Origin of the sequence: Gracilibacillus suaedae (assembly GCF_017599345.1) — a bacterium.
Classification (GTDB): domain Bacteria; phylum Bacillota; class Bacilli; order Bacillales; family Amphibacillaceae; genus Gracilibacillus; species Gracilibacillus suaedae.
Genome location: NZ_JAGFVL010000060.1, coordinates 114916 through 128616, shown reverse-complemented (window position 1 = coordinate 128616; position 13701 = coordinate 114916). Strand labels below are relative to the sequence as shown.

Annotated in this window: 15 protein-coding genes; 7 read left to right on the top strand and 8 right to left on the bottom strand. The window is 38.9% G+C overall.

Features of this window, described 5'->3' with window-relative positions; genetic code table 11:
• Window positions 1-215: 215 nt before the first annotated feature.
• Both J5J03_RS18480 and mutY read right to left on the bottom strand, forming a co-directional pair.
• The gene (locus J5J03_RS18480; RefSeq protein WP_018932584.1) at window positions 216-392 is read right to left on the bottom strand and encodes a gamma-type small acid-soluble spore protein; all 177 of its coding nucleotides are present in this window, start codon (window positions 390-392) and stop codon (window positions 216-218) included.
• Window positions 393-519: 127 nt separating this feature from the next.
• Entirely contained in the window at window positions 520-1581 is a 1062-nt protein-coding gene (gene mutY, locus J5J03_RS18475) for an A/G-specific adenine glycosylase (protein WP_208591712.1), read from the bottom strand.
• Window positions 1582-1637: 56 nt separating this feature from the next.
• Here mutY and J5J03_RS18470 point away from each other — a divergent pair, with 56 nt between their 5' ends.
• Window positions 1638-2624, top strand: coding sequence for a metal-dependent hydrolase (locus J5J03_RS18470; RefSeq protein WP_208591711.1), 987 nt, complete (start codon window positions 1638-1640; stop codon window positions 2622-2624).
• 244 nt (window positions 2625-2868) lie between these two features.
• On the opposite strand, the gene J5J03_RS18465 is transcribed toward J5J03_RS18470, so the two are convergent.
• Window positions 2869-3138: a YfhJ family protein gene (locus tag J5J03_RS18465; RefSeq protein WP_018932581.1), complete on the bottom strand. Its 270-nt coding sequence runs from the start codon at window positions 3136-3138 to the stop codon at window positions 2869-2871.
• Window positions 3139-3158: 20 nt separating this feature from the next.
• Window positions 3159-3491, bottom strand: a complete 333-nt coding sequence (locus tag J5J03_RS18460) for a YfhH family protein (RefSeq protein ID WP_208591710.1) — start codon at window positions 3489-3491, stop codon at window positions 3159-3161.
• A gap of 146 nt (window positions 3492-3637) precedes the next feature.
• On the opposite strand from J5J03_RS18460, the gene J5J03_RS18455 reads away from it, so the two are divergent.
• On the top strand, window positions 3638-4432 hold the full coding sequence (locus J5J03_RS18455) for an HAD family hydrolase (protein ID WP_208591709.1): 795 nt from the start codon (window positions 3638-3640) through the stop codon (window positions 4430-4432).
• Here J5J03_RS18455 and recX read toward each other — a convergent pair whose 3' ends face one another.
• Window positions 4433-5257, bottom strand: coding sequence for a recombination regulator RecX (recX, locus tag J5J03_RS18450; protein WP_331460525.1), 825 nt, complete (start codon window positions 5255-5257; stop codon window positions 4433-4435). It lies immediately after the preceding gene.
• Window positions 5258-5315: 58 nt separating this feature from the next.
• Between recX and J5J03_RS18445 the strand changes: the two genes are divergently transcribed.
• The 4 genes from J5J03_RS18445 to J5J03_RS18430 all read left to right on the top strand — a co-directional run bounded on the left by J5J03_RS18445 (window position 5316) and on the right by J5J03_RS18430 (window position 8683).
• Complete coding sequence (locus J5J03_RS18445) at window positions 5316-6215, top strand: TIGR01777 family oxidoreductase (RefSeq protein ID WP_208591706.1); 900 nt, start codon at window positions 5316-5318, stop codon at window positions 6213-6215.
• 336 nt (window positions 6216-6551) lie between these two features.
• Complete coding sequence (locus J5J03_RS18440) at window positions 6552-7097, top strand: GNAT family N-acetyltransferase (RefSeq protein ID WP_208591704.1); 546 nt, start codon at window positions 6552-6554, stop codon at window positions 7095-7097.
• A 538-nt stretch (window positions 7098-7635) separates the two neighbouring features.
• Window positions 7636-8004: a CidA/LrgA family protein gene (locus J5J03_RS18435; protein WP_208591702.1), complete on the top strand. Its 369-nt coding sequence runs from the start codon at window positions 7636-7638 to the stop codon at window positions 8002-8004.
• Window positions 7997-8683 (top strand): LrgB family protein, encoded by a 687-nt coding sequence (locus tag J5J03_RS18430; RefSeq protein WP_208591700.1) that lies wholly within the window; start codon window positions 7997-7999, stop codon window positions 8681-8683. Before J5J03_RS18435 ends, J5J03_RS18430 begins: the two co-directional genes overlap by 8 nt.
• A gap of 20 nt (window positions 8684-8703) precedes the next feature.
• Here J5J03_RS18430 and J5J03_RS18425 read toward each other — a convergent pair whose 3' ends face one another.
• Window positions 8704-9330: a helix-turn-helix transcriptional regulator gene (locus J5J03_RS18425; protein ID WP_208591698.1), complete on the bottom strand. Its 627-nt coding sequence runs from the start codon at window positions 9328-9330 to the stop codon at window positions 8704-8706.
• Between the two features lie 123 nt (window positions 9331-9453).
• Here J5J03_RS18425 and J5J03_RS18420 point away from each other — a divergent pair, with 123 nt between their 5' ends.
• The gene (locus tag J5J03_RS18420; protein ID WP_208591716.1) at window positions 9454-9699 is read left to right on the top strand and encodes a DUF1450 domain-containing protein; all 246 of its coding nucleotides are present in this window, start codon (window positions 9454-9456) and stop codon (window positions 9697-9699) included.
• Window positions 9700-9742: 43 nt separating this feature from the next.
• Here the strand turns inward: J5J03_RS18420 and ald are convergent, their stop codons facing one another.
• Together ald and J5J03_RS18410 are read right to left on the bottom strand one after the other, a co-directional pair.
• A complete protein-coding gene (gene ald, locus J5J03_RS18415) occupies window positions 9743-10858 on the bottom strand; it encodes an alanine dehydrogenase (RefSeq protein WP_208591714.1) in 1116 nt (371 codons plus the stop codon).
• A 172-nt stretch (window positions 10859-11030) separates the two neighbouring features.
• The gene (locus tag J5J03_RS18410) at window positions 11031-13649 is read right to left on the bottom strand and encodes a LuxR C-terminal-related transcriptional regulator (RefSeq protein ID WP_231710823.1); all 2619 of its coding nucleotides are present in this window, start codon (window positions 13647-13649) and stop codon (window positions 11031-11033) included.
• Window positions 13650-13701 lie beyond the last annotated feature (52 nt).

Here is a 13701-nt window from a genome sequence, read left to right as displayed (position 1 = left end):
TCGAAGACACTTCTTGTTGATTTTCCCTCTTTTTGTCCTCGAGGGCGCTTCTCGAAGACACTTCTTGCATATTTCCTCTCTTTTTGTCCTCGAGGGCGCTTCTCGAATCTTCTGTGCTGAGAGTGGTATATGTATTTCGCACACGATTTATCTAGTCGCAAAAAAACTTGACTCTCCACAAGGAAGAGCCAAGCTTTTTTTTAAAGACTGTATCATTATTTTTTGTTTTGTTGAGACTTCTGATTTTGCTGGCGAACCTCTTGTGCATCAGTTTCGCTAGCAAACTCAGTACCGAATTGTCCTTGACCTTGTGCAGCTTGTTGATTTTGACGTTTTACTTCAGCAGCATTTGTTTTGCTTGGGTTTGCTTGGTTGTTGTTACGTTTAGCCATCAATATCACCTCCACGATCATTAATTTACCCATGATGGGTCATTTTATCCAAAAAATATCATATTTTTTGTAGAGGTTAAGAACGGCTATTCTATTATGAAGTTTCCTTTACAATCAGCATACTTTGCTATAATTGTTTATAAATATTTTGATGAGATACTGGTAATGGATATTGTTTAATTTCCTCTTTCGATAAACATTCCATTTGTCCAGGTACTGAGATTTCACCTTTTACAGTTATATGTTTCACATTCAAAAACCATGTTAAATGAGAGAAGACATGCTTCACTGGCTCAAGATCACTCGTCTCTACTAATTCTACCTTAAATTTTTCTTGTATATATGCTGATAAATGTTTTTCATCCACTTTATCAGCGTTCACCATTGGAAATTGCCATAATTGAGCTAGTAAACCTTGATCTGGTCGTTGTTCCAAAAGATAATTGCCTGTATCATTTTGGATAACTAGTACAAAATAAGTATGTGATGAATGTTTTATTTTATTCTTCTTTATTGGTAAGGACTGTTCCACACCTTCACGAAATGCGATGCAATGTTCTTGCACCGGACATAATAAGCAACTCGGATTTTTCGGTGTACACACTAATGCACCTAGTTCCATTAATCCTTGGTTAAAGGCAGACGGGTTTTCTACTGAAATCAAATCACGAACCGCAGCTTCAAATGTTTTTCTTGTTTTGGGCTTGGCTATATCTTCTTCAATACGTAAAACACGTGATAGAACTCGCATGACATTACCGTCAACTGCTGGTTCTGCCTTATTAAACGCAATACTTAATATCGCACCTTTTGTGTACGGACCAACACCTTTTAAGTCACCTAATTGTTTTGGATCATCCGGTACTTTCGCATCATATTGTGCGACAACTTCTTTCACGGCAGTTTGTAAATTACGAGCGCGAGAGTAATAACCAAGGCCTTCCCACGCTTTCAATACCTTTTGCTCATCAGCTTCCGCTAAAGCAGTTAAAGTCGGGAAATGTTCCATAAAATTTTGAAAGTATGGTATAACAGTATCAACCTTTGTTTGCTGTAACATAATCTCTGACACCCATACTCGATACGGGTCCTGATCCTCTCTCCATGGTAATTGTCGTTGTTCTTTCTCAAACCATGTGATTAAATCCTCTTGAAATTGGGGTATATTGATAGTAGACGTATATTTCACATTAATTCATCCTTCGTGATACAATATTTAAATAAGACAAGAAAGGAGCAGCTAAGATGGATACTGGTACTCATATTACAATGGGTATAGCCTTAGGAGGTATTGCAACATTAGATCCGGTTGTACAACAAGATACGACCCTTTTTACCGCAGTAATGGTAGGAACGATAATAGGGTCACACGCACCAGACTTTGATACCGTACTAAAACTTCGTGATAATGCCACATATATCCGGCATCACCGGGGTATTACCCACTCCATCCCGGCTGTCATCTTCTGGGGTATCCTTATTTCCGCGGTTATTTACTCTTTTGTCCCAGAAGTAAGCTTTATCCATTTATGGTTATGGACTTTTCTTGCCGTCTTTCTGCATGTTTTTGTTGATATATTCAACGCTTACGGTACACAAGCATACCGACCCTTTACAAAAAAATGGGTAGCACATGGCTTTATCAGCACCTTTGATCCGTACATTTTCAGTCTGCACGTCATCGGGATCATTGCATGGTTGCTTGGTGCTAATCCTGGCTACACCTGGTTAATGATTTATTTTATTATTGTATTGTATTACATTAAACGGTATATCGACAAGCGGGAAATTGTAAAGATCATTCATGAAAATTTTGACCATGTCGAACAGATCGCTACCTCTCCGACTATCAAGCAAAATGTCTGGCGTATTGCCTTAACAACTGATCAACACTTTTTTGTTGGAAAAGTGAAGGATGGTCATATCGAAATCGATGATAAATTTTATCAGGTACCACTACCAGATGATCCAATCATGAAGTTCGCAATGAAAGATAAAAACATTTCTGCGTTTCTATCTTTTTCACCAATTTATCGTTGGGAAATTAATATGTATGATGACTTTACCGAGGTGCGATTCATTGATTTACGTTACCGTTCCGAAGGGCATTACCCCTTTGTAGCAGTCGTTCAAATTGATGACAATATGAGAGTTATGAATTCTTATACAGGCTGGGTATTCTCCGAGAAAAAATTACAGGATAAATTAAATTTGGATGGTAATACAGTGTGAGATATTTCTTCACCGACATGTACAAAATTTATGAAGATTTTAATTATTTGCTGTAATCACATCACTGAAAAGGAAGAAGGATATTTGATATATTTAGTGTTCAGCTTGTTATGAAAGACACTTTTTTCCGATTTCCGCATTTTTTGTCCTTCATAAAGTTGTTAAAGCAATTGATGTTCCTGCTGTATAAGGTAAAGAAGGACTTTTCCAATTAAAGAAAGCTTGGCGATTAGCCAAGCTTTCTTTAATGTAACGTTGTATTTTCACCATTGATTAGTTTCTGATATCTTGGGTATCTCGTCGCGAAGTCATCTAGTTTATCGCCATATTGTGCGATCCAGTGACGTACAATTTTCTTTGTCACTTCTACTCCTTCGTATTTCCTTCCTGCTTTTGCTCTTGTGGATTCAAAATCTTCCCAAAGTAATTCCACCCAACTTCTTGCCTCAAGCAAGGTTAGGGATGGATTTTTTTGATGTAATTCCTCTGCTAGTCTTTGAATCTCTTCTTGCATCTCTATGTCCCCCGCTTATATTAAGATTGTTTATCCCCTAATATTGATAATGGCACCGCTTCTTCTGTCTCAAATTTTTGACCTAGTAAGTTAACGCGATGTCCCCAGGCAAACACGCCATTTATATATGTAATTTCAAAGGTTTGCCCTGGATCCCCAGCCAACTCGTAGCACTCACCTTTCTCAAAATCAGCCGGATTCACGAGATAAGCCGCTGCCATTTGCATTTTTCGCTGGAGGATCTCATATTCACTGACATTTCCCCATTGTTCTGCTTTTTGTAATTTTTCCTTTAATTGTGCTACTTCCGCTCGTAATTCATCAACCGTATAAGTACTATATCTACGCTCCATTGCTACACCACCATGTTAGTTTCTATTTTCATTTTATCATTACTTTGGGAAATGTTAAAATATCGTAAACCGGCGCTGTATTATTTTCGTATACAGCTCGTTAACCTGTATAATGAGGGTAATCTTACAAAAAAGGATGATCCAGCTTGATAAAATTATTTGCGACAGATTTAGATGGAACACTATTAAAACCAGGCAATATCATCAAACAAGAAGATATAGATGCTATTCATCGTTTAAAAGAACATGGCATTGATTTTGCCGTTGCCACTGGGAGAATGGAACGAGATATCGTGAAAATCTGTTCAGAAATAAATCATGATGCACACCGCATCAGTCAAAATGGTGCGTTTGTTGACACGAAAGATAATCAAAAAATTCTTACGAGAACGTTTGATGCTGCAACAAGCAGTGCCCTGCATCATGCAGTTAGCGCTTTTCCTAACCCATTCTGCATTACAACGGCAGATGAATCATATATTTCTTTTAAAACACCAGAAATTAAAGCAATGGAAGAAATTCTTTACTTCCCACTTATAGAAGGTATTGATTTTGCAGATGACTATAACGAGGAATTCTTACCTAGTAAATACATGCTGCTAGGCGAAGAACAGGATATCGTTGGTTTCCAGCAAAAGATAGATGAATTATTTTCTGAGGTGAGTGAAACATATTTATCTGATCCACACTGTGTGGATATCGTGCCAAAGGGAGTAAGTAAGGCACTAGGGTTAACAGCACTAGCAGAATACTTAAACATTAACCCAGAGGAAATAGCGGTGATCGGTGATTCATTTAATGATATTCCGATGTTTGAAATGTCAGCTAATAGCTTTGCAATGGCGACAGCACCAGTGGCTGTTAAACAGAAAGCAACACACGTTGTAGATAACGTATTTGAGGCGATAGAATTTATTCAAGGTAAAGTGAGCACAAGTTAATCAGTGCTCACTTAGATACTCATCTATAAAACGGTCAATTAGATCAGCTGTAAATCCTTTGCGATATAAAGCTGCTTTCACTTTTTGTTTCAATCCATACCCACTATCTTTTTTCTGATATTTTGCAACCAGTTTCTCACCTTGAAATACGACAGCATCGTACTCCTCATCATCGTCTCGCTCCAATTCAATATTATTTAACACTTCTGTAATAACATCGAATGAAAACCCTTTTTGTAATAACGACTGTTTGATACTGTCGATTTGTTGCTGGTGGGATTTTTTACTGGAGGCTTGTAATTTCTTTTTCACCCATTTATCTATTTTTGCGAATTGTTTCTCAAATGTATAGAGGGATAATGCCTGATCTATAATAGAAGCTTGTATACCTTTTTCAGTTAGTTCCTTCTTTAACATTAACGGACCTTTAGTGGATGTTTGTATTTTTGTTCGTACTAATGCTTTACTAAATGCAAGGTCATCAACTAATCCTTCCCGTTTCAAACGAGAGATTACTTCGCCGATATAAGTCTCGTCTACTTCTTTTCGTAGTAGGTGATCAACTAATTCCTGCTCGGAACGCATTCGATAACTTAAATACTTAACAGAAAGGGTATAGGCTTTATAGGATTCATCTTTTTCCTGAATTTGCTCGATCATTTCAGGAGTAAGGAACAACCCTTTTCGCAGATAATATTCGATCAAAATATCTTCATTGACACTAAAACCATAGTACTCTTGCTCATTTTCCTTTAAAAAAATATTGTAACGGTGCTTCGATTTCTTTTGCGTCGTTATTTTAGCTATTTCGGGCAAGTTTATCACCTCACTATTATTTTAACACACAAACATTTGTTCTACAAACGAAATGGAGGGGCTTATAATGAACATCGCAATAGCTGGTGGAACTGGGTTTGTCGGAAAACATGTAACAAAAGCATTAACCGAACGCGGCGATTCAGTTTACATTTTAACTCGATCTCCTAACAAATATAAAAGTAATCAACAAGTATCTTATATTGGATGGCTACATGACGACTTTCATCCTGAACAACATTTACCAAAGCTTGATGGCATCATTAACTTGGCTGGAGATTCCTTATTCGGCTATTGGACCAAAGCAAAAAAGGATAAAATCTATCAAAGCAGAATTAATGCGACATACGCGGTTATCGATTTAATTCGAAAACTGTCAGAAAAACCTAAAGTGCTTATTAATGCTTCAGCTATCGGCTACTTTGGCACATCGGACACGAAAACTTTTACGGAACAATCAGAAGAACAAGGCAATGACTTTCTTGCTGAAGTGACAGAAGCATGGGAAGAAACGGCACTACAAGCAAGATCCTTTGGTGTTCGGACGGTTGTGGCGAGATTTGGTGTTATCTTAGGAGAGGAAGGTGCCTTACCACTAATGGCCATCCCGTTTCGACTATTCGCCGGAGGAAAAATTGGTTCCGGTAAACAGTGGGTATCGTGGATCCATATTAAGGATGTCGTTGGTCTCTTATTATATGCAATCGATCATAAACATGTTGAACGCACCTTACATATCACTGCCCCAAGCCCTGTTCAAAATAAAGAATTAGCACAAGCTCTTGCACAAACGTTAAACAGACCAAATTGGTTTCCTACACCAAGCTTTCTGTTAAGAACACTTCTAGGTGAAATGAGTATACTAGTCGTGGATGGACAGAAAGTTTTACCCGAAAAAGCGATGGAGTCAGGCTATCATTTTCACCACGCTACCATTGACCAAGCATTAACCGAAATTTACAATTAATCGTCTTATCATGTCATTTACGACCATTTTCAACGTTTATATTAATTTAAAGTAAATTTTCTTAATATTCCTTCCTTTTACTTAATTTTTTTCATGTTTTTTTGTGATTTTCTATTTACAACTATCTTGTTTATTGTGTAAGATAAGGGTATCGAGCAGTTGATATAAGGGAAGGCAAATGGTGCGCCACCAGTGGAAGTAGACTGGTTCTAGTGGGTTCGATTCCCACCCCGAATTTTTGTTTAAACTTTGATAAAAATTCGAGGGTGGTAAGGACACAGCTACACCAGGTTTCTGTCTTCTTTTCACCCTCCAATGACTAAGGAGGGATTTTTTATGCTTAAAAAAAGAGACGTCCAGGATGCGCCAGTGTTATTCGATCTCATGTCTGATCCAGAAGTATTTCCATACGTAAGACATAAAGCTTATTCCAGTGACGAATTTTACTTTTTAACAAAACAGACAATGGAAGCCGAAGAAAACGGGGAATTGATCTCCCGCACCATTGTCGATGAATATTTTAATCCAATCGGGACGATCAATTTATTTGATATAGAAAATAAGGCTGGGTTTTTGGCGACGTGGATCGGTAAGCCATACTTTGGCAAAGGCTATAATAAATTAGCAAAAGACGCTTTTTTCGAAGAACTGTTTTATCATCATGACATCGACGCAATTTTTATTAAAATCAGACGTACGAATGTACGCTCTTTAAGAGCAATTTTAAAAATCCCTTTCGTCATGTATGGTAATGAAAGTTATCCTGAAGTTTTTGAAAAAATTAACCCACAGGAAGAACTTGTTTATGATTTATATGTAATTACGAAAGAAAATTACTTTTCCCATTTAGAAACTGTTACAGAAGGGGAAGAAGCCATGTAACTATCCACATCAGTTATCCACAAATCTGTGCATAATGTGCATAAGGTTTGTGGATCTTGTTTTCATAAGGACAGTTATTCAGTGTCTAGATTGCTTGCTTCAATGGGGATAGCGTGGATAAATGAGCTTAAAGCTGGCATATCTGTTTTTGGCTGTTGATAACGTTGTGAATATGTTAATCTATGGTTGGCAGGTGATGAAATGTTTATAGCAAAAATAAAATGTGACAAATGCTCACGACAATTACAATTTAATGAAGAATATTTCTTTCATAGTAGACTACAAGATAGTCTGGGAATCACTAATGTAAAGAAATATTATCAAGAGTATGGCACTATCTATTGTAAGCAATGCTTGCAAAAAGAACTACAAGATGATTAAACTTGCGCACATGTTTCTGTAAGACGTATGATAAAGTAAGGCTTTGATTGGGGGATTTATTGCACTGATCATTAGCGAAACTTATCAAGGTGTTTACTTCCTAGTGTTACGGGGGATTACAGACGGTTAGCACCATGATGAAAGCGGAGGTCTTATTATGAAATATGTAAAAATCATCTTACAGATTAGTGTGCTATTTTTGTTTTATTATATGGGGGAAGCGATTCAATCTGCCTTTTCTTTATTTATTCCAGGTAGCATTATTGGCATGTTGCTCTTTTTTGCGTTGTTAACTTTTAAACTGATCCGGGTCGAATGGGTTGCTGATGGAATCGATTTATTGATCAAAGATATGCCGATATTCTTCGTTCCCGTTACAGTCGGCGTTGTACAATATTTGGATTTTTTTTATGGCAAAGGGAGTTTGATGATTCCACTCGTCATGCTTAGCACTTTTTTAATCATTGGCATCAGTGGCTGGGTTACCTCATTGTTGTTGAAGAAAGAAGTAGATGCTCATGATTAATATCTGGAACGGAGTTATATTTTTAATAATTACGATAGCTGTTTACACGGTAACCAAAAGGATCTATCGCAAATACTCGAATCCATTTACCTTGCCGATTTTTTTAACCTCTGGATTTTTTATAATATTATTAGGATTCAGCGATCTTTCCTATCAATCGTACATGCTTGGTGGACAATGGATTGATCTGTTTCTTGGACCAATCGTTGTCGCATTAGCATTACCGCTCTATCGCCAGCTTGACTTAATCAAAAAATATGCCCGAACTATTTTTATTGGCATATTTGCTGGTTCGATTATTGGTATCGTAACAGGAATTGCCAGTGCAAAAATGCTCGGATTTGAAGATTGGATTATTCAGTCTGTTGCAGCAAAGTCCGTTACTACACCTGTAGCATTAAGTATTACTGATACAGCAGGTGGCAATTTATCCTTTGCTGCTGTCTTTGTTATGCTAGCCGGAATTAGTGGTGCGATGTTCGGGCCAGTCATTGTGCGATTACTTCGGATTCAACACCCTGTTGCCAGAGGTATAGGAATTGGAACGGCATCACATGCGATCGGCACTTCCAAGGCATTAGAATTAGGTGAACTGGACGGTGCAGTCAGTGCTCTCTCAATGACGATAAGTGCAGTTGTTGTATCCTTTTTGGTGCCGTTATTTTTAAGTCTGCTGTAGAGTACTTACGCTCTACAGCTTTATTTTTCTACGACATATTTACAAGCAGTGCCCCCTTTTGCGATGCATTCGACACGCTTTACATTCTCCGTTCCAAGTACTGATTTAAACAAATTCAATTCACAGTCACATGGTTTATCATATTTATCAGCAATTGCTGCTATCGGGCAATTATATTGGGAAAAGGATAGCTTCTGATCATCTTCTTGATGATATTCTGACATATATCCATTGTCACTTTGTACTTTCACTAATGCTTTTACCCTTTCCACAATGGGGTCTTCGATAAAAATTCGTCTGAGGTATTTCTGACGTAAACGCTTTTCCCTTTTTTCAAATAGTTGATCAATTGCTTCCATACCTATTGTGTCTTCAATGTCCTGCAAAAATTCCATTGTTAGCAGGTCATAACTTTTAGGAAAGACATTTTCTCCAGCTGTCGTCAGTGAATAGTAGATAACAGGGCGCCCCATCGGTTGACGAACAGTACGAGAGGTTATTAATTTTTTACTTTCCAGCTTTATAAGATGTTTTCGGATCGCCATTTCGGTAATATTTAAATAATTACTAATTCCGTTGACAGACAGTGATCGGTTCTTTTTTAATAATTCTAGAATCATAGCCCGGGTAGATTGTTCCTTTACCATTTGTTTCACCTCTTCTTTCAAAACTTTTATGTTGACAAAGTAGATATGATAGAGTTAGTTTATAAAATGATTCTCTAAATGTCTGTGATAAAAATCATACAGGCGCAGATGGAAGGTGATTGGGTGGGAATCGTTGTGGTAGAAATATGTGATAGTAATTTAATGAACATATTTGATATAGAAAACATCATTGAAACAGAATATCCGGAGGTAGCAGTGTTGATTAACGACTGCTTAAATTTCTGTGGATTATGCAGGCTCAAACCATATGCATTAGTAAATAATCGGCGAATCCACGGGAAAACACCAGAGGAAACGTTGGAAAAAATTAAAAAAGCTATTGAAGAAGAGTTGGCTTTCTTCCACTAAAAAAGTGGCCCCCTAATGCTACTGCTACGGGACCACTTTGGTTCTATTCAAAAATGGAGTCGATATCGATATACCTTTTATCATGTGCTTTCGCAACTGCTTCATGGACGACTTTTCCTTGATACGTGTTCATACCTTTTGCGAAAGCTTTATCTGATTGAGCATAATCTTTTAAGCCTTTATTGGCAAGGTTTAAAACATATGGTGTCGTCACATTTGTTAGTGCATATGTGGCGGTTTTTGACACCGCACCAGGAATGTTAGCTACAGCATAATGATTCACTCCATGTTTAACGTAGACTGGATCCTGATGTGTGGTAACCCGGTCAATGGTTGCAATCGAACCACCTTGATCGACGGCTACGTCCACAATCACAGATCCTTGTTCCATTGTTTTTACCATTTCTTCTGTTACCAATTTCGGCGCTTTTGCACCTGGAATCAGGACGGCACCTACTAGTAAATCTGCTTTTTTTACTTGCTCGGCAATATTATATGGATTGGATGCTAATGTCCGAATTTTGCCTTGGAATAGATCCTCTAATTGACGTAACCGTTCAATATTGATGTCTAACAGCGTAACATTGGCTCCTAATCCGACTGCCATTTTTGCTGCATTGGTTCCTACTATACCGCCGCCAATAATGACAACATTGGCTGGTGAAACCCCCGGTACACCACTAGGAAGAACACCTTTTCCTCCATGTATTTTTTCTAAAAATCTGACGCCAGCTTGCACTGACATTCGTCCAGCGATTTCACTCATTGGTGTAAGCAGAGGTAATGCACCATTTGCTAGTTGAATCGTTTCATAGGCAATACCTGTTGTTTGATTTTCCAATAAAGCTTCGGCTACTTCTTTTTCAGCAGCTAAGTGTAAATAAGTAAACAGCAGTAAATCTTTGCGGAAGAAGGAAAACTCTGATGGTTGAGGCTCCTTTACTTTGACTACTAATTCCTGAGCCCAAACTTGGTCTGCTGAAGATACAATATCCGCTCCTGCGTTTTTGTATACTTGATCATCAAAGCCACTGCCAAGTCCTGCCCCACTCTCTATTTTCACTTGATGACCCGCTTGTGTGAGCATCATTACCCCAGCAGGTGTGATCGCCACACGATTTTCATTGCTTTTGATTTCTTTTGGTACACCGATTTTCATCATTTCACCTACCTTCTCTTTGCTAGTATGATATGAAAACTACTTATTATTCGTTTTCCCTTTTTTAGTAAAAAATAATAGTAATCGTGAAAAGTTCATGTATTTTTTCAGTACAAAACAGAAATCTTGTTGCTGCAAGTGAATGGAGAATGTTTTCCTCTAGTACATTTCACTAGATCAATCCGAGTTCACGACCTCGGGCAACGGCTTCGGTTCGACGGTTGACTTGAAGTTTGCCGTAAATTCTGCGATTGTGTCCTTTGACGGTGTCGAGGGCTAGGTAGAGCTTCTTTCCAATCTCATCGTTCGATAAACCTTGCGCAATGAGCTGTAACACTTGCAGTTCACGCTTGGTTAGTGGCTCTACAAGGAACTCTGTGAACGAAACTTGTGTGTCTTGATGTGCTACCAGCAGTTGATTAGTAAAGCCCGGCATCCACCCTCTAGTATGCGCTTCTAATAAGAGCTGTCTCATTGGTTCCCCCTCATCTAGGAAGAGCCGGATGAGGCCAGCTGGTTCTGCAAGCTCCAAGGCTTCTACCAGCGTAAGGAGAGAAGCTTCCTTCTCACGATGAGCATACTGAATAAGTGCCCAAACAATTAATAGCTTTAATCTATCATATTTTTCACGTTTCTTATCCTCTCTGCGTATTTGAGACTCTAACAATTTCAAAGCTTCTGTAAATTCCCCCTGTGCCCATAGGACACGTGATCTGATCACGGTATCTTCGTGCTTCGCTGCCAACTTTTCAACAGCTGCAAACTGACCCTTCTGAAGCAGTAACATTCCCTTTACTTCGGTCAACTCAGGAATATGAGATTGAGGATGATGACTACGCAAAAACTGTTCAGCTTGCTTTATATATGCTGCCGCTCCAGTTTTGTCTCTTTGAGCTAGCTTTATTCTGGCAAGAAGCACATAGCATGCTGCTGGAGTATCAATTGTTTTCAGTTGCAGTGCTAATTTTTCCGCCTGATGAACATACTCCTCTGCCTCAGCTAAGCGATTCCAATGATACAATATACGTGCCATGCCAAAATACGCTTCACATGTGCTTGGTAATGGTGAATCCCCTGCTAATTTCAAAGCTTGCTTAAAAGTTTTCTCAGATAAATATAACTGGAGTTCAGCCTCCTGCACTTGCCCCAGACAGATTGTAGCACCTATGGTAATAAGTAAATTACCTGTAGCCCGACCTGAGGCGATCGCCTCGGTATAGGATTGACTTGCCAAAGCATAATTGCATTGAAGCTGATGCGCAAACCCTAGTGTCCAAGTAGCGGATGTTCGAATCGACAAATTGTCTTGACGAAGCTGCTCTAATGCGCGCTTAGAATGGCGTTCTATTATCTCTGCATCATTCTGTGGAATGGCTAACATCGCTCTAATAGCAGAGATGTGACCGGAAAGATCTCTTTTCTCCTCACTTGATTCTTTCTGTTGTAGGGCTGCCTCTGCCATACGCAGCTTCTCTTCTACATTACTTATAGGATGACCCGAAACCGTTAAAGCAGACGCATATGCCACCCACAAGGCTGGTCGATCATTCAATACAGATCTGTCGAGCGATGATAACCAATGGAGAACTGGCGCTGTGGCACCCCCCAAATGTAGCGGCATACCATTACCTTCTAGCAGACGAGCTGCCCGTTCAATATCATCTGCTTCAACTGCATGGTAGAAGGCTTCAAGAAACAGTCCCTCCTCTTCATACCATTGGCTGGCCAGAAGATGAAGGGCTCGCATTTGGTTATGTGAACTTCGGTGCAGTCTGTGTCGTAGTTGTTCTAAAAAAAGATGGTGATACCTATACCAGCACCGATCGTTATCTAGAGGTATGATAAACAAATTGACCTGTTCAAGGTATTCCAGTACTTCCTGCCCTGATCTGAAATCTCCTTCAAGTTCACCTTCATACAAAGCGTCACATAGCGAACCACACATACGATCAAGCACTGCGGTTCGCAACAAAAAATTTTGTATGGTCTTCGTGTTCTTTTTCAATACCTCTTCTAATAAATAATCCAATATCAGATGATGACTGCCGCTGAAGGATTGAATAAACTCACTGTGATCCGTGCCATCTTGCATAGATAACGCAGCTAACTGGAGCCCTGCTATCCATCCTTCGGTACGTGACTCAAGCAAATAGACTTCTTCACGATCGAGGGTTAGACCCATCGTTCGATTCATAAACCCTTCTATTTCTGAGGAAGTAAATCGTAGGTCATCTGCACGCAGTTCCGTGATCTGGTCTCGAACCCGTAATGAAGATAAACGTAGTGATTCAGTCTCACGAGTAGAAATTACCAAGTGGATTTCTGGTGGCATATATTCGATTAAAAAATGAATTGCATCATAAACCTGTTCAGTCTTAATAACATGGAGGTCATCCAGGACAAGGATGTAGGAATTTGGTAAATTGGATATTTCATCAACTATATGAGTCATGATCGTTTCCACTGAAAGTGGCTGTGAAGAATGAACTAATGGAAGGAGTCTCACTCCAATCGACTTTGAGATGCTCTGTAGTGCTAAGATGAGGTAGGTTAAAAAACGATTGGGGGCATTATCTTCTTGGTCTATCGAGAACCAAGAAGTCTCACGTTTGCATGATGTTAGCCATTCGCTGATCAAAGTTGTTTTTCCGAATCCTGCCGGTGCTGAAACCAGTGTTACTTTACGATCAAGGCCTTCACTCAGTATTTCACTCAACCGTGTGCGAGGCACCATATGCTTACGCAGTTTAGGAATATGAAGTTTGGTACCTATTATGCGATCATCCTTCAATTGAACATCACCACATCTTTCGATCGAGCTGCTTTTATCTTAGATTAACTCG